The following is a 15,844-nucleotide window of genomic DNA, read 5'->3' on the forward strand; positions in this document are numbered from 1 at the left end:
AAGCCCCGGCGTTCGGCATAGGCTTCCCACCATGACCCGAGGCAGCGCACCGCGCGGCGAGCGGGTCCTGCTCGGCCGGGCCGAACGCCGCGACCAGATCATCGCCGCGGCGGCGCGCGCCTTCCTGCGGCGTGGGTTCGCCGGCACGACGGTGGACGAGATCGCCGAGGCGGCCGGGGTGACCAAGGTGTTGATCTACCGGCACTTCTCGACCAAGCGCGAGATCTACCTGGCCGTGCTGGGCCAGGCCTGGGACCGGCTGTCCGCCTCGTCGACAGGCCCCGAGGCGGATCGCCTGTCCCGGCTGGTGCAGGCCGCCGACCAGGATCCGGACGGGTTCCGGATCCTGTTCCGGCACGTCCGCCGGGAGCCCGAGTTCGCCGATTACGTACGTGAGCTGGACGCGACCCAGCGGGCCACCTCGAACGACCTGCTGGCCGTCCGGGTCCGGGATCGCCGGCGGCGGACCTGGCTCGCCGCGATGGTGCCGGAGCTGGCGATCCAGTCGATCCTGGCCTGGCTGGACACGGACCGGCCGATCGCCGCGAACGACCTGACCGAAGCAATCCGGTCGATGGCGGCCGCGGCGATCGCCGGTCGCTGAACCCGCGCCGCTACCAGGCCACCGGCAGGGCCGCGAGTCCCCCACCGATCGCGTCGTCGCGGAGTTCCAGCCGGTCGGTCGCCAGCCGGAGCTCCGGATAGCGCTCGAACAGCCGCGCGAACACGGCCCGCAGCTCGATCCGGGCCAGGCTGTTGCCGATGCAGTAGTGCGGGCCGTGGCCGAAGGCGACGTGCGGGTTGGGATCGCGACCGATGTCGAAGGCGTCCGGCCGGTCGAACACGCCGGGATCCCGGTTGGCCACGCCGAAGCCGAGCAGTACCGCGTCACCGATGTTGATCACGGTCGAGTCGATCTTGAGCTCCGTACCCGCATAGCGGAGCAGGGTGCCCGCGGACTCGCCGGTCCCGATGGTGAGCCGGAGGATCTCCTCCACCGCGCCGTTGATCAAGGACGGGTCCTCGTGCAGCCGGCGACGCTGGTCGGGATGACGGAGGAACAGCAGGGTGCCCAGGTCGATCCGGGTCATCGTCGTCTCGTGGCCGGCGAACAGCAGGCCCTTGGCCAGCCGGGCCGCCTCGGCCGCCGCCAGCCCGTCCACCGTGGCCAGGTCCGAGAAGACGTCCTCGCCCGGCTCGGCCCGCTTGCGGTCCAGCAGCCCGGCCGCGTACTCGTTGAACTCCTGGTCGGCGGCGTGCGAGTCCGCGGCGTCGGTGATCTTGGCCAGCCGGTTCGAGAAGGTACGGAGCAGGTCGGCGTCCTCGACCGGCGCGCCGAGCAGATCGCAGATCACCATCACGGGAAGCGGCGCCGACAGGGCCTCGTGAAGATCAATCGGAGGAGGGCCGAAGGCCTCCAGCAGTGCGTCCACCTGCTGCTCGATCGACGCCTGCAGCAGCCGCATCCGGCGGGCCGAGAACGCGGAGCCGAGCAGCCGGCGCATCTGGACGTGGTTCTCCTGCTCGGTCTCGAAGTCGCCGCTCGGCCCGCCGAGCAGGGCGGCCTTGTGGCTCCGCGCGGCACGTTCCGGCTCGGGATGGCCGCGGCCCAGGGTCGGCTCCGAGGCGAGCTGCCGGACCACCTCGTAGCCGGTGGCCAGCCAGGCCTCGTCGCCGACCGAGGTCAGCACCCGGGTCAGCGGTTCGGTCCGCTGCAGCTCGGCGTACCGCGGCGCGATCGCGAGCGGATCGCCGGTGGACGGGAAGGGAAGTTGATCCATCAGACCCCCTGGGGCACGGTGATTGACGGGAGAGTGTTTACTCTCAAGTTAACAGTCGTGACCAAGGCGAACAAGGAGGCTGCCGTGCAGGTGGAGATCGATCAGGACCGGTGCATCGGCTCCGGCCAGTGCGTGTTGATCACCGAGGAGGTGTTCGACCAGCGCGAGGAGGACGACAAGGGGTACGTGCTCGACGCCGAGCCGGCGGCCGCCCTGGAGTCGGCGGTGCACCGGGCCGCGCTCGGCTGCCCCGGCCAGGCGATCACGATCCTGGACTGAGCGTCAGCCCTGGCGGCTGCGGCGGTAGGCGGCCGGCGACGTGCCGGCCAGCTGCCGGAACTGGCGACTGAAGTAGAAGACGTCGCGGTAGCCGAGTCGCTGGGCGATCAGCTTGATCGGCTCGTCGGAGTCGCTCAGCCGTCGCTTGGCCTCGGTGACCCGGCAGGCCAGGTGGTGCTGGTGCAGCGTCTGCCCGGTGGCCTCACGGAACCGGCGGCGCAACGTGGTCAGCGACATCCCGACGGCGGCGGCCAGCCGGGCATAGTCCGGCGGCTGGTCCGCCCCGGCCAGCTCCCGGAGCACCCGGTCCAGCCAGGCCGGCCGGCCGAGACTCGGCCGGGCGGTGCCCTCGGCCAGTTCCAGCAGCAGCCGCTCGAGCAGGTTCACGGCGCGGCGCTGGGACCAGGAGTCGGACCGGTGGGCGAGCTCGGTCGCGGCGTCCAGCAGGCCGGAGGCGGAAGCGGCGTGCTCCGGCGACAGGGCGACCGGGTGCCGCGGCCACAACCCGTCGGCCTGCCAGGAGACCGCCCGCGGGCCGGTGAACGAGAGATAGCGGTGATTCCAGGGCCGGCCGCGCGGCCATTCGTGGAAGCGGATCCACGGTCCGGGGTGGCAGGGCCAGACCCAGGCGCCACCGGCGAGCTCGTACCGCTGGTCGTCGTAGAACAGCTCGACCGCACCGCCGGTCAGCAACTGCACCGTGTGGTAATCGAAGTGCTTGTCCACCGTCGCGATGCAGGACGGCGTGTGCTTGCCGTGCAGGAAGATCAGATCGTCCAGCACCCGACCACCTCAATCCTCGGTCGAAAAATGCAAATCATCGACGTCAACCTCCATGGCCTGATGATCATGAACCGGCCAGGATGGATCACATCCATCCGGCGTTCGCGATCAACAAAGGGACATCTCCATGATCGAATCGGTCCAGAGCGGCATCGTCACACCGATCTCACTCACCGACAGCGAGGTCGAATTCTACAAGCGGGAAGGCTATCTGAGCCTGCCCGGACTGGTCGACAGCCGGGCCGTCGAACGGTTGCGGAACGAGGTGTTCGCCGTCCTGGAGGCCAACGGGGTGCCGCGGGCCGGGCTGAACCGGGCCACCGAGACCGCGGACAAGCTGCGCCAGTGCCCGCAGTACCTGGCCGGGTCGGCGCTGGACGAGTTGATCAACGGCGACGCGACGCTGGCCGTCGCGGCCCGGCTGATCGGCGGTACGGCGCACCGCTATCTGCCCTTCACGGCGGTGAAGGCCGGCGGCGGTGGCGGCACCATGCACTTCCACCAGGACAACAACTACACCCGGCACGACCCGGCGCTCGGCTCGATCAACCTCTGGGTGGCGCTCGGCGACATGACGCCGGAGAACGGCTGTCTGCAGATCGTGCCGCGGTCGCACCGCGCACAACTCGACTCCCGGTCCAGCGATGACGGCGACACCCATCGCCAGGTGGACGTCGACCCGTTGCAGTGCCTGCCGATCCGGATGCGGCCGGGCGATGCCGTCGCGTTCAGCCGGTGGACCGTGCATGGCTCCGGGCCGAACGTCACCGAGGAACCGCGGGTCGCGTACGCGCTGCAATATCATCGCGACGACGTCCGCTGGCTGGACACCGAGACCGACAGCTGGCGGCTGCTGATCGAGACGCCTCGGATGGCCACGCCGCCGGTGACCACCCTCGGCCCCGGTTAGGCCACGCAGCCCGGTGTCCGATCCGGCGCATCCCGTTCGTGGCAGGAGTGCAGGGACCGCATCGCGACGCAGGAGTTGATCATGACCGGACAGCCGGAGCCCGTGACCCGCCGGATGAAGCGGCTGGTGGACCCGATCCACCTCGTCGCGTACGAGAGCCACGAGCCGACCGAGGCGCTGGAGGCGCTCGGGCTCCGGCACAACTACTGGGACGGGTACTTCGCCGGCCGGGCAGCCCCGCTCGGCCTGGCCCCGGCCGAGGTGGTGCACGCCGTCTTCTACAACTTCGCCGAGGGCGAGGTCGCCCGGCACATTCCGCGGGTCTGGGACGTCACGACGCCCGAGGCCGCCCTGGCCGCGCGGGAACGTGGTTGTGCCGCGGCGCTGCGGCGGCGCCTGGGCGACCTCGCCGACCATCCCTGCGTCGGCCGGGCCGCCGAGCTCCTGGTCCGGGCGGCGGCCGGTGCGCCGACCGAATCCCGGCCCCTGTTCGCCGGGCTCCGTTCGCTGCCCGTACCGGAGGAACCGGTGGCCCGGCTCTGGCACGGCGCCACCCTGCTCCGCGAGTACCGCGGCGACTGCCACAACCTCGCCCTGGCCGTCGCCGGCATCGGCGGCACCGAGTCCCACGTGCTGCGCGCCCTCGCGGACGGCGCCCCTCCGCTGGCCGACGGCCGGGTCAGTCACCTCCCCGCCGAGAAGCTCGCCGCGGTCCTGGACGGCCTCCGCGCCCGCGGCCTGGTCGATGCCGACGACCGGTTCACCGACGCCGGCCGGGCGCTGCGGGAACGGATCGAGCAGCTGACCGACGACCTGGACGCTCCCGCGTACGCCCACCTGGAGCCGGCCGACCTCGACGAACTGATCACCGCCCTCGAACCCCTCGCCACCGCCCTCACCAACCACCGCCACTGACCGCCCGCCGGCTCCGCTCACGGATCCGCGACCGTTGCACCGATCCGCGACCGTTGCAGCGGTCGCGGTTGCGACGAACGGTCGCGGATCCGAACTCGGGGGCGAGGCGCGCGACGCCGGGTTGTGATTGGCAGACTCGGGGCATGAGCTCTCGGCCCAGGCTGGCGCTGCAGGATCTGAACCGCGCCACGTTGCACCGCCAGCAGTTGCTCGAGCGGGCCGACGGTGCCGTGGCGGACGTCGTCGGGCGGGTCGCCGGGCTCCAGGCGCAGCATGCGACCTGGCCCTACGTCGCGCTCTGGACCCGCCGGCACACCGCCGACGTGACCGAACTCGAGGACGCGCTGGCCGAGGCACGCGTGGTCAAGGCGACGGTGATGCGGACGACGCTGCATCTGGTCGACGCCGCGGACGTCCGGGCCTTCGATCTGTTGTCGGCCCAGCCGCGGCTGGCGACCTGGCAGCCGAGCGCGACCCGGGCCGGCCTCGACCTGACCGAGCTCAACGCCGAGGTACGGGACTTCTGCCGCGAGCCGCGCACCGTCGCCGAGATCGAGCGACGGCTGAGCTCGCTCCACCCGGGGATCGACCCGGCCGACCACATTCCGGGCGGCGTCCGCAACGGCTGGTTCCGGCTGGGTACGGCCGGCGGCGGACTGGTGCACGTACCGCCGAGCGGCTTCTGGAACGAACACGGCAAACCCAGCTACGTCGCGGCCACCGGCTGGCTGCCCGCGACCGTGGCGGATCCGACGCCCGAGGAGGCGTTGCGGACCGGCATCGAGCGGTTCCTCGCCGCGTACGGGCCGGCCACGGCGGGCGACTTCATGCCGTGGTCAGGGCAGCGCCGGGTCGGGATCGTCCGCAGCGCACTGCGGGCCCTCGGCGACCGGATCGTCGAGTTCGACGGCCCGGGCGGCGAGCCGTGGCTCGACCTGGCCGACCTCGACCAGGTGCCGGCCGACGTACCCGCCCCGCCGCGCTTCCTGGCCCGCTGGGACAGCGCCCTGATCGCGTACGCCCCGAAGGCCCGGGCCCGCCTGGTCGACCCGGCTCACGTCGCCGCGGTCTACAAGAAGAACGGCGACGTCCTGCCGACCTTCCTGATCGACGGCACGGTCGCCGGCCTCTGGTCCTGGGAGGCAACGGCCGACCTGGCCACCCTGACCCTGGACCCGTTCGCGCCGCTTCGCCGCCAGGACCGGACTGCCCTCACCGACGAGGCCGAGCGACTGCTGCGGTACGTCGCCCCCGACAGCCGCGACCACCGGGTCGGCTGGGCCGACTGACCACCCCCGTACCGACAAGCTGCCGAGATGGGCCGCACCCGGAGCCCACCCGCCCCTGATCGACCGGGCAGTTCAGCAGCGACACGCCGCCAGAACGCCTGCTTTTGTGCCCGGTCAGCGAAGGATTTTGGGGGCCGGTGGGTTGGTCAGACGGCCATCTGGCGGGCGGTGGAGGGAATGGGTCTCGGCAGTTTGGTGGAGCCGGAGAGGAACTCGTCGACGGTGGCGGCGCAGGCGCGACCCTCGGCGATCGCCCAGACGACCAGCGACTGTCCGCGGCCCGCGTCGCCGCAGACGAAGACGCCCGGTGCCTGGGTGCTGTAGTCCTCGCCGCGCACGGCCAGGCCGCGCTCGGTCGTCACGCCGAGTTGATCAAGGACGTCCGGCTCCGGGCCGGTGTAGCCCATCGACAGCAGGACCAGGTCGGCAGGGAACTCCCGGTCGGTCCCCTCGACCGGCGTGTTGACCCGGTTCTCCCGGACCACCTCGACGATCCGCAGCGCCGTCAGGTTGCCGTTCTCGTCACCGACGAGTTCGGTGGTGGCGGCCTTGAACAGCCGCTCGCCGCCCTCCTCGTTGGCCGCCGACGACCGGAAGATCCGCGGATAGGTCGGCCAGGGCTCGTGGGCTTCCCGCTGCTCGGGCGGGATGATGTTGTGCTCCAGCTGCAAGATCGACTTCGCGCCCTGCCGGATCGCCGTACCGAGACAGTCGGCACCGGTGTCGCCGCCACCGATGATGATCACGTTCTTGCCCTCGGCGGTGATCTGGCCCGGCACCTCCTCGCCGAGCGAGGAACGGTTCGCCTGGGTCAGGTAGTCCATCGCGTAGTGGACACCGTTCAGCTCCGGGTTCTTCGCCTCGAGCTCACGCGGTACGGTCGCGCCGGTGGCCACGATCACTGCGTCGTAGCGCTGCCGCAACTGCTGCCCGGTGACGTCGACACCGACCCGGACGTTGCAGCGGAAGTTGGTGCCTTCATCGCGCATCTGCCGGATCCGCCGGTCGACGACCTTCTTCTCCATCTTGAACTCGGGGATGCCGTACCGGAGCAGGCCGCCCGGCTTGTCGTCCCGCTCGAACACGGCGACCGTGTGCCCGGCCCGGGTCAGCTGCTGCGCGGCGGCCAGCCCGGCCGGCCCGGAGCCGATCACGGCGACCGTGCTGCCGGTGTGCCACTCGGGCGGCTGCGGCTCGACCCGGCGCTCGTCCCACGCCTTGTCGATGATCGCGACCTCGACGTTCTTGATCGTCACCGGCTCGTCGGCGATCGCCACCACGCAGGCGTCCTCGCACGGTGCCGGGCAGACCCGGCCGGTGAACTCCGGGAAGTTATTGGTCGCGTGCAGCCGCTCCAGGGCCTCGGCCCAGTCGTCGCGCCAGACCAGGTCGTTCCACTCCGGGATCAGGTTGCCCAGCGGGCAACCCGTGTGACAGAAGGGGATGCCGCAGTCCATGCAGCGGCCGGCCTGGTCGCTGATGATCGGCAGCAGGGCCCGGCCGGGCGAGCCCGGATAGACCTCGTTCCAGTCCTTCACACGTTCGGCGACCGGGCGGCGCTCCGCCACCCGGCGGGGGTGCTTGAGGAATCCACGCGGATCAGCCATGAGCGGCCTCCATCATTCTCGTCGTGGTCGTCGCGTCGTCGAGTCCGTCCCGTTCCGCCTGCTCCCGGGCGGCGACCACCCGGGCGTAGTCGCGCGGCAGCACCTTGGTGAACCGCGCACCGGTGGCGGACCAGTCGACCAGCAGGCCCTCGGCCACCGTGGACCCGGTGTTCTCGGCGTGCTTGGCGATCAGCCCGCGCAGCACCTCGAGGTCGGCCTCGGTCGGTGCGCCGGCGTCGACCAGCTCGGCGTTCAGCCGACCAAGATCAAGATCGAGGAAGTACCCGATCCCGCCGGACATGCCCGCGGCGACGTTGCGGCCGGTCGGGCCGAGGACCACGACGATGCCGCCGGTCATGTACTCCAGCGCATGATCACCGACGCCCTCGACGACGGCGGTCGCGCCGGAGTTGCGGACGCAGAACCGTTCGCCGACCACGCCGCGCAGGAACAACTCGCCGGACGTCGCGCCGTAGGCGATCACGTTGCCGGCGATGATGTTCTCCTCGGCGGTGAGCACGGCGTCCCGGTCCGGCCGGACCACGATCCGGCCGCCGGACAGTCCCTTGCCCAGGTAGTCGTTGCTGTCCCCCTCCAGCCGCAGCGTGACGCCGGCCGGCAGGAACGCACCGAAGCTCTGCCCGCCGCTGCCGGTCAGGGTGATGTCGATCGTGCCGTCGGGCAGCCCCACCCCGTCGGTCGCCTTGGTCACCTCGTGGCCGAGCCGGGTGCCGACGGTCCGGTTGATGTTGCGTACGTCGACCTGGGCGCGGACCGGCGCACCATGATCAAGAGCCGGTCGGCAGATCTCGATCAACTCGGTGTCCAGCGAGGCCTCCAGCGCGTGGTCCTGAGTGATCACCTGGCGCCGGTGCGCGTCGGCCGGCAGCTCCGGCAGGTGCAGGATCGGCGACAGGTCGAGGCCGTGTGCCTTCCAGTGATCGACGGCCTGGGTCGAGTCCAGCAGTTCGACGTGGCCGATCGCCTCGTCCAACGTACGGAATCCCAGCTCGGCCAGGTATTCCCGGACCTCCTCGGCGATGTACTCGAAGAAGTTGATCACGAACTCGGGCTTGCCGGTGTAGCGCTTGCGCAGCGTCTCGTTCTGGGTCGCCACGCCGACCGGGCAGGTGTCCAGGTGACACACCCGCATCAGCACACAGCCGCTGACCACCAGCGGCGCCGTGGCGAAGCCGAACTCCTCGGCGCCGAGCAGCGCGCCGATGATCACGTCCCGGCCGGTCTTCAGCTGGCCGTCGACCTGGACCACGATCCGGTCCCGCAGCCCGTTGATCAACAACGTCTGCTGGGTCTCGGCCAGGCCGAGCTCCCACGGGCCGCCGGCATGCTTCAGCGAGGTCAGCGGCGCCGCTCCGGTGCCGCCGTCATGGCCGGAGATCAGCACCACGTCGGCCTTGGCCTTGCTGACGCCGGCCGCGACCGTACCGACGCCGACCTCGGCGACCAGCTTGACGTGGATCCGGGCCGCCGGGTTGGCGCACTTCAGATCGTGGATCAGCTGCTTCAGGTCCTCGATCGAATAGATGTCGTGGTGCGGCGGCGGCGAGATCAGCCCGACGCCCGGCGTCGAGTGCCGGGTCTTCGCGACCCACGGATAGACCTTGGGGCCGGGCAGCTGACCACCCTCCCCCGGCTTGGCGCCCTGGGCCACCTTGATCTGGATGTCGTCGGCGTTGGTCAGGTAGTCCGACGTGACGCCGAACCGGCCGGACGCGACCTGCTTGATCGCGCTGCGCCGGACCGGGTCGTGCAGGCGGTCCGTGTCCTCGCCGCCCTCGCCCGTGTTGGACTTGCCGCCGAGCCGGTTCATCGCGATCGCCAGCGTCTCGTGCGCTTCCTTGGAGATCGAGCCGTACGACATCGCCCCGGTGGAGAACCGCTTGACGATCTCGGAGACGGGCTCGACCTCGTCGATCGGGATCGACGGCCGATCGGACTTGAATCTGAGCAGCCCGCGCAGCGTCATCAGCCGCTCGGACTGGTCGTCGACCTGCCGGGTGTAGGTCTTGAAGATGTCGTACCGACCGGCCCGGGTCGAGTGCTGCAGCCGGAACACGGTCTCGGGGTCGAACAGGTGCGGCTCACCCTCACGGCGCCACTGGTACTCGCCGCCGACCTCGAGCCGCCGGTGCGCCAGCGGAATGCCATCGGACGGGTAGGCACCCAGGTGCCGCTGCCGTACCTCCTCGCTGAGCTCGCCCAGCCCGATCCCGCCCAGCTTCGAGGTGGTGCCGGTGAAGTAGCGGTCCACCAGGTCCTGGGACAGGCCGAGCGCCTCGAAGATCTGCGCGCCGGTGTACGAGGCGACGGTGGAGACGCCCATCTTGCTCATCACCTTGAGCACGCCCTTGCCGAGCGCCTTGATCACGTTCTTGACCGCGTCCTCGGGCTCGAGGTCGACGAAGTCGCCCTGCCGGGCCAGGTCCTCCACCGACTCGATCGCCAGGTACGGGTTCACCGCGGCGGCGCCGTACCCGATCAGCAGCGCGACATGGTGCACCTCGCGCACGTCGCCGGCCTCGACCACCAGCCCGACCTGGGTCCGGGTCTTCTCCCGGACCAGGTGGTGGTGGATCGCCGAGGTCAGCAGCAGCGACGGGATCGGCGCCAGCTCAGCGGTCGAGTGCCGGTCGGACAGCACGATGATCCGAGCCCCGTCGGCGATCGCCGCGGACGTCTCGGCGCAGAGTTCCTCCAGCTTGGCCGCCAGCGCCTCGGCCCCGCCCGGCCCGCCGGAGGTGCCGTGCACGTCGTACAGGCCGCGGATCACGTGCGTCGCATAGCCCGGCATGTCGCCGTCGCGGTTGATGTGCCTGACCTTGACCAGGTCGTCGGAGTCGATCACCGGGAACGGCAGCACCACCCGTCGGCAGGACCGCGGACCCGGCTCGAGCAGATTGTGCTCCGGTCCGATCGTGTTGTAGAGCGAGGTGACCAGTTCCTCGCGGATCGCGTCCAGCGGCGGGTTGGTCACCTGGGCGAACAGCTGGGAGAAGTAGTCGAACAGCAGCCGCGGCCGCTCGCTGAGCACGGCCACCGGCGTGTCCGTACCCATCGATCCGATCGGCTCGGTGCCCGAGTTCGCCATCGGGGCGAGGATCCGGCGCAGCTCCTCCTCGGTATAGCCGAAGATCTGCTGGCGCCGGGTGACCGATGCATGGCTGTGCCGGACGTGCTCGCGCTCGGGCAGGTCGGACAGGGCGATCCGGCCGCCGACCAGCCACTCGCCGTACGGCGCGGCCGTGGCCAGCGAACCCTTCACCTCGTCGTCGGAGATGATCCGGTGCTCGGCCAGATCGGCCAGGAACATCTTGCCCGGCTGCAACCGGCCCTTCTTGATCACCTTCTCGGCCGGCAGGTCGAGCACGCCCGACTCCGACGCGAGCACGACCAGGCCGTCGTCGGTGACCCAGAACCGCCCCGGCCGCAGCCCGTTGCGGTCCAGTACGGCGCCGACCTGGGTGCCGTCGGTGAAGACGACGCAGGCCGGGCCGTCCCACGGCTCCATCAGGCAGGAGTGGAAGGCGTAGAAGTCCTTCTGGGCCCGGTCCATCTCGGCGTTGTTCTCCCACGCCTCCGGGATCATCATCAGCACGGCGTGCGGCAGCGACCGGCCGCCGAGGTGGAGCAGCTCGACCACCTGGTCGAACGACGCCGAGTCGGACTCGCCCGGGGTGATGATCGGGAACAGCCGCTCCAGGTCGCCGGGCAGCAGGTTGCTCCGCAGCAGTGCCTCGCGGGCCCGCATCCAGTTCCGGTTGCCCATCACGGTGTTGATCTCGCCGTTGTGCGCGATCATCCGGAACGGGTGGGCCAGCTCCCAGGCCGGGAAGGTGTTGGTGGAGAACCGGGAGTGCACGATCGCCAGCGCGCTGGCCAGCCGCTCGTCGTGCAGCTCGGGGAACACCAGCTCCAGCTGCTCGGTGGTCAGCATTCCCTTGTAGACAAGGGTTCGGCAGGACAGCGACGACATGTAGACGCCGACCTCGTTCTGCACCCGGCGGCGCAGGCAGTACGCGAGCCGCTCCAGCGCGATGCCCATCAGCGGGGTCGGCCGGGCCGCCACGAACAGCTGCTCGAACCGCGGCATCGCATCCCGGGAGACGTTGCTCAGCGAGGTCGTGTCGGTCGGCACCACGCGCCAGCCGAGGACCGCGAGACTCTCCTCCTCGGCCAGCCGCTCGATCTGGGCGCGCGCCTTGGCCGCGTCCTCCTCGTCGGTCGGCAGGAAGGCGTGGCCGACCGCGTACCCGCCGGGCCTCGGCAGCTCGAACCCCGCCTCGGCGCGGAGGAACTCGTCCGGGACCTGGATCAGGATGCCGGCGCCGTCGCCGGTGCCCGGGTCGGCGCCGGTCGCGCCGCGGTGATCGAGATTACGGAGCGCCTCCAGGCCCTGCTCGACGATCGTGTGGTTCGCCTCGCCGGACAGCGTGGCGACGAACGCGACACCGCAGGCGTCGTGCTCGTACGCGGGGTCGTAGAGGCCCTCCGCCGGGCGACCCGGAAGGGCTCGGGACAGCCGTACAGGCGCATTCTTCATCGTCGGTACTCCCGTCGTCGAGGCCGGTGGCGGAGCCCAGGAGACGGGGGCTCTGCCGAGCGAAGCGAGCGAACCCCCTTCGTATCCCCCGTCGTTGCGCTTCGCGAACGGACCGGTTGCCTTGCGGCTCTTGCCTTGCGGCGTCGGTGCACCCCGGAGGCAGCGCTGGCCAGGAGTGGTCCGGGCGATGCTAACCCAGCCCCTTGGGCATCCTGGAACGGTATTGCCCCGTGATCAGTGCGCTCACACCGCATCACGTGCAACAACCTCGCGCCCAGGTCGGCACGCCCCCGAAGATTCCCGACCCGATCAGGTCCGGTTGCAGCACATCTTTCACGCTGGGACGCCCTGGTGTGACACCCCTCACCCGCCCGCGGGATGCTGCGAACGGCACCCACGATCCTATCGCGCGGTACCTGGGCCACTTCTTACCTCAAGGCCGACTGGTACGGCCCGCCGGGTGCTGTCGGCGCTCGTCAGTAGCGTGCAGCCATGCATCGAAGTCGAGTCGGCGTCATCCTGATCGATCATCCGCGGCCAGGGTCCGAGGCGGCGCAGCGGTTCTGGGCGGCGGCGGTCGGGGTGCCGGGCGATGATCCCGCGAAGACGTACGGGAGCCTCGGCTGGTTGGACGGGGTCGAGTTCGCGTTCCAGCATCTCAACGACGGCGCGCCGGGGATGCACCTGGACGTGGAGTCCGACGACGTACCGGCCGAGGTCGGGCGGCTGGTCGGGCTCGGCGCCTCGGTCCGGGTCGATCACGGGGAGTACGTGGAGCTCGCGGATCCGGACGGGCTGGTGTTCTGCGTGGTGCCGGTGCAGACCGGTCCGGCGCGGTTCCGTTCCGGCGCCGTCGGCCGGTCCGGCCCGGGCGAGGACGGCGTGGACTGGTGGACCTGGCAGCGGAGCTGGGACCGGCAGCAGGAGGCGTTCCTGCCGGACCGGGAGGAACGCCTCGGCGCCCTGTTCGACGCGGTGGAAGCGACGGTCGGCCCGGAGCCGCGGGTGCTCGATCTGGCCGGCGGCACCGGGTCGATCACGATCCGGCTGCTGGAGCGGTTCGCCGGCGCCACCGCCGTCCTGGTGGATGCCGATCCGGCGCTGCTGCGGATCGCCGAGCACACGATCGGCCGCGACGACCGGGTCCGGATCGTGCGTACCGATCTGCGCGAACCCGGGTGGATCGCCGTTCTGCCCGACGCCGCGGCGCCGTTCGACGCCGTCCTGACCGCGACGGCGCTGCACTGGTTCACCCGGGAGCGGATCGTCGGGCTGTACGCCGAGTTGGCCGGGCTGCTCCGGCCCGGCGGCCTGTTCGGCAACGCGGACCACATGCCCGACCCCGGGCTGCCCGCACTGTCGGCACGGCTGGCCGAGCTCGCCGAACGGCGCCGCGAGCAGGCCTACCGGGACGGGACCGCGGAGACCTGGCCCGGCTGGTGGCAACGGGCCCGGGAGTCGGCCGAACTGGGCGATGCGGTCGCCGAACGGGACGTGATCTTCCCCGCACCGGACCAGGATCGCTGGCAGCCCAGCCATGATCACCAGGTCGAGGTGCTGCGCACCGCCGGATTCGGCGAGGCCGGGTTAGTCTGGCGCGGCGGATCGGACGCGGCCTTCGTCGCCGTCCGGCCGGAGTGATCGTCACCACGAGGGGAAACGCCGATGTTGATCTGTGCCACCTGCGCCGTCGAGTACGACGAGCCGACGCCCGAGGTCTGCCCGATCTGCGCCGACGAGCGGCAGTGGGTTCCGGCCGACGGGCAGCACTGGACCGACCTGGCGAAGCTGGCCGGTGAGGGCCGCACGATCAGCTGGACCGAACGTGAGCCCGACCTGGTCGCGCTGGCCGCGGACCCCGGCGTCGGCATCGGGCAGACCGCCGAGTTGATCACCACACCCGCCGGTTCGCTGCTCTGGGATCCGCTCGGCTTCATCGACGACGAGACCGTGGCGAAGGTCCGCGCCAACGGCCCGGTGCTGGCGATCGCCGCCAGCCACCCGCACATGTTCGGCGTCCAGCTCGAATGGGCCGCCGCCCTCGACGCGCCGGTGCTCGTCTGCGAGGCCGACCGGGAGTGGCTCGGCCGGACCGGGTCCGCGGTCGAGTTCTGGTCCGACCGGCACGACCTCACCGACGGGCTGTCCCTGCACCAGGTCGGCGGCCACTTCCCGGGCAGCTGCGTCGCGGTCTGGGCGGCCGGAGCCGAGGGCCGCGGCATCCTGTTCGCCGGCGACACCGTCTTCCCGAACCCGGACCGGACCTCGCTCGGCTTCCTGCGCAGCTACCCGAACAAGATCCCGCTCTCCGCCGCAGTCGTCGACCGCGTCGCCACCCGGCTGGGCGGGTTCACCTTCGACCGGATCATCGGCAACTTCGGCAACACCGTCACCACCGGCGGCCAGGAGATCCTGCGCCGCTCCGCCGACCGCCACATCGGCTGGGTCCGCGGCGACTTCGATCACCTGACCTGACGTACCTTCGTCGGCCGCCGTGCGAGACTGCCGCCGTGACCGGCCACACCATCAGCGCGCCGCTGGAGGTCGCGATCGGCGGATGGGCTCGAGCCGAGCTGATCGAAGCGCTGACCGCAGCCGGGGTCGCCCTGAATCCCTCCGCCGAGACGCTGCTCGGCGGGCCGGAATTCGACCGACCGCACCCTCACACCGTGCGAGTGGTCGAACGATCGGTGGCCGAGCTGGGGCTCGCGGACGGCGCGACGCTGCCGATGATCTTGACTGCGGCAGCCGAGGACGGGCTGCTGGTCTGCCCGGCCGTCACCGGCCCGTACCTCAGACTCGCGGTCCTGGACCAGCCCAATGCCCCCGACACGATCATGTCCAAACAGGCGCCCCCATCGGCCGCGCTGACCGTAGCGACGGCTCGGACCAGCGCCGAGTTCGACCACCCGCGGGGCTTTTACCTGCGGGTCGTCGACTCGCAACCGTGGCTACGCGGGTATCGCTGCACCGACGATGCGCCGTGGCAGGCCCAGGACCGCTTCGTCTTCCGGGTTGGCCAGCCGTAGGGTCCGGCCAGAGTCCCGGAGGTCAGGCGCGTTCCACGGCGAGGCGCACGCCGAGCGCGACCAGGACGGTCCCCGTGACGGCGTCCAGGATCCGCTTCACCTTCGGGGTGCGCAGCAGCCGCCCGGCCCGGCCGACCACGACCGCGTACAGGCTGAGCCAGCCGAACGTCAGCGCACAGGACACGGCCCCGAGCAGCACCGACCAGGCGAAGGCCCCGCCGCCGGTCGGGACGAACTGCGGCAGCAGTGCCATGAAGTAGACCGCCATCTTCGGGTTGGCCAGGTTCGACAGCAGACCCTGGCGGAAGCCCTTCCGCGAAGGCAGCCGAGGCCCGGCCGGAGCCGACTCCCCCGGCTCTCCAGTGGCGCTGCGCGACCGCCACGCGGTGAGCAGCGCATGCAGGCCGAGCAAGATCAAATAGGCCGCGCCGACCAGCCGTACCGCAAGGAAGACCGGCTCGGACGCCACCAGGATCGCCGCGATCCCGGCACTCGCCGCCAGCGTCCAGACGAGTTGCCCCATCGACACCCCGAACCCGGTCGCGATCCCGGCCTGCCGCCCGCCGAGCAACGTGTTCCGGATCGTGATGGCGGTGTCCGGGCCGGGCGTCGCGATCACGACCGCGGCCACCCCGAGAAACGCGACGAACGCCGTCAGCTCCATGACCCCTCCTGCCCTTGACCCTCCGG

13 protein-coding genes are annotated in these 15,844 nt (G+C 71.0%); 8 read left to right on the forward strand and 5 right to left on the reverse strand.

The features are described from left to right. The first annotated feature begins 31 nt into the window (after window positions 1-31). Window positions 32-604, forward strand: coding sequence for a TetR/AcrR family transcriptional regulator (locus tag ACFQU4_RS31545; RefSeq protein ID WP_377499832.1), 573 nt, complete (start codon window positions 32-34; stop codon window positions 602-604). A gap of 10 nt (window positions 605-614) precedes the next feature. On the opposite strand, the gene ACFQU4_RS31550 is transcribed toward ACFQU4_RS31545, so the two are convergent. Next, window positions 615-1,781 carry a cytochrome P450 gene (locus ACFQU4_RS31550; protein ID WP_377499834.1) on the reverse strand — a complete coding sequence of 389 codons (1,167 nt, stop codon included), beginning with the start codon at window positions 1,779-1,781 and terminating at the stop codon, window positions 615-617. 57 nt (window positions 1,782-1,838) lie between these two features. On the opposite strand from ACFQU4_RS31550, the gene ACFQU4_RS31555 reads away from it, so the two are divergent. Then, a complete protein-coding gene (locus tag ACFQU4_RS31555) occupies window positions 1,839-2,060 on the forward strand; it encodes a ferredoxin (RefSeq protein WP_377499836.1) in 222 nt (73 codons plus the stop codon). A gap of 3 nt (window positions 2,061-2,063) precedes the next feature. On the opposite strand, the gene ACFQU4_RS31560 is transcribed toward ACFQU4_RS31555, so the two are convergent. After that, complete coding sequence (locus ACFQU4_RS31560) at window positions 2,064-2,843, reverse strand: helix-turn-helix transcriptional regulator (RefSeq protein ID WP_377499838.1); 780 nt, start codon at window positions 2,841-2,843, stop codon at window positions 2,064-2,066. Window positions 2,844-2,970: 127 nt separating this feature from the next. Between ACFQU4_RS31560 and ACFQU4_RS31565 the strand changes: the two genes are divergently transcribed. The 3 genes from ACFQU4_RS31565 (at window position 2,971) to ACFQU4_RS31575 (ending at window position 5,957) form a co-directional block, all read left to right on the forward strand. After that, complete coding sequence (locus tag ACFQU4_RS31565; protein ID WP_377499840.1) at window positions 2,971-3,753, forward strand: phytanoyl-CoA dioxygenase family protein; 783 nt, start codon at window positions 2,971-2,973, stop codon at window positions 3,751-3,753. A gap of 81 nt (window positions 3,754-3,834) precedes the next feature. Further along, window positions 3,835-4,668, forward strand: coding sequence for a MarR family transcriptional regulator (locus ACFQU4_RS31570; protein ID WP_377499842.1), 834 nt, complete (start codon window positions 3,835-3,837; stop codon window positions 4,666-4,668). A gap of 143 nt (window positions 4,669-4,811) precedes the next feature. Beyond that, window positions 4,812-5,957: a winged helix DNA-binding domain-containing protein gene (locus tag ACFQU4_RS31575; protein WP_377499843.1), complete on the forward strand. Its 1,146-nt coding sequence runs from the start codon at window positions 4,812-4,814 to the stop codon at window positions 5,955-5,957. A 146-nt stretch (window positions 5,958-6,103) separates the two neighbouring features. On the opposite strand, the gene ACFQU4_RS31580 is transcribed toward ACFQU4_RS31575, so the two are convergent. Both ACFQU4_RS31580 and gltB read right to left on the reverse strand, forming a co-directional pair. Further along, window positions 6,104-7,564, reverse strand: a complete 1,461-nt coding sequence (locus tag ACFQU4_RS31580; RefSeq protein WP_377499845.1) for a glutamate synthase subunit beta — start codon at window positions 7,562-7,564, stop codon at window positions 6,104-6,106. Then, entirely contained in the window at window positions 7,557-12,125 is a 4,569-nt protein-coding gene (gltB, locus tag ACFQU4_RS31585; RefSeq protein ID WP_377499847.1) for a glutamate synthase large subunit, read from the reverse strand. The genes ACFQU4_RS31580 and gltB overlap by 8 nt, the downstream gene beginning before the upstream one ends. 492 nt (window positions 12,126-12,617) lie before the next feature. Between gltB and ACFQU4_RS31590 the strand changes: the two genes are divergently transcribed. Genes ACFQU4_RS31590 through ACFQU4_RS31600 form a run of 3 tightly spaced genes read left to right on the forward strand, consistent with a single transcriptional unit; the run spans window position 12,618 to window position 15,154 of the window. After that, window positions 12,618-13,766 (forward strand): VOC family protein, encoded by a 1,149-nt coding sequence (locus ACFQU4_RS31590; RefSeq protein ID WP_377499849.1) that lies wholly within the window; start codon window positions 12,618-12,620, stop codon window positions 13,764-13,766. Window positions 13,767-13,790: 24 nt separating this feature from the next. Next, the gene (locus tag ACFQU4_RS31595; RefSeq protein ID WP_377499850.1) at window positions 13,791-14,600 is read left to right on the forward strand and encodes an MBL fold metallo-hydrolase; all 810 of its coding nucleotides are present in this window, start codon (window positions 13,791-13,793) and stop codon (window positions 14,598-14,600) included. A 35-nt stretch (window positions 14,601-14,635) separates the two neighbouring features. Further along, a complete protein-coding gene (locus ACFQU4_RS31600) occupies window positions 14,636-15,154 on the forward strand; it encodes a hypothetical protein (protein WP_377499852.1) in 519 nt (172 codons plus the stop codon). A gap of 22 nt (window positions 15,155-15,176) precedes the next feature. Here ACFQU4_RS31600 and ACFQU4_RS31605 read toward each other — a convergent pair whose 3' ends face one another. After that, window positions 15,177-15,818, reverse strand: coding sequence for a LysE family translocator (locus ACFQU4_RS31605; RefSeq protein ID WP_377499853.1), 642 nt, complete (start codon window positions 15,816-15,818; stop codon window positions 15,177-15,179). Window positions 15,819-15,844: the final 26 nt, after the last annotated feature.

Origin of the sequence: Microlunatus sp. GCM10028923, assembly GCF_042666975.1 — a bacterium.
Classification (GTDB): Bacteria; Actinomycetota; Actinomycetes; order Propionibacteriales; family Propionibacteriaceae; genus Microlunatus.

Coding starts and splice junctions, on each gene's coding strand:
- ACFQU4_RS31545 (WP_377499832.1), top strand. CDS start 32: ATGACCCGAGGCAGCGCACCGCGCGGCGAGCGGGTCCTGCTCGGCCGG.
- ACFQU4_RS31550 (WP_377499834.1), bottom strand. CDS start 1,781: ATGGATCAACTTCCCTTCCCGTCCACCGGCGATCCGCTCGCGATCGCG.
- ACFQU4_RS31565 (WP_377499840.1), top strand. CDS start 2,971: ATGATCGAATCGGTCCAGAGCGGCATCGTCACACCGATCTCACTCACC.
- ACFQU4_RS31570 (WP_377499842.1), top strand. CDS start 3,835: ATGACCGGACAGCCGGAGCCCGTGACCCGCCGGATGAAGCGGCTGGTG.
- ACFQU4_RS31575 (WP_377499843.1), top strand. CDS start 4,812: ATGAGCTCTCGGCCCAGGCTGGCGCTGCAGGATCTGAACCGCGCCACG.
- ACFQU4_RS31580 (WP_377499845.1), bottom strand. CDS start 7,564: ATGGCTGATCCGCGTGGATTCCTCAAGCACCCCCGCCGGGTGGCGGAG.
- gltB (WP_377499847.1), bottom strand. CDS start 12,125: ATGAAGAATGCGCCTGTACGGCTGTCCCGAGCCCTTCCGGGTCGCCCG.
- ACFQU4_RS31590 (WP_377499849.1), top strand. CDS start 12,618: ATGCATCGAAGTCGAGTCGGCGTCATCCTGATCGATCATCCGCGGCCA.
- ACFQU4_RS31595 (WP_377499850.1), top strand. CDS start 13,791: ATGTTGATCTGTGCCACCTGCGCCGTCGAGTACGACGAGCCGACGCCC.
- ACFQU4_RS31605 (WP_377499853.1), bottom strand. CDS start 15,818: ATGGAGCTGACGGCGTTCGTCGCGTTTCTCGGGGTGGCCGCGGTCGTG.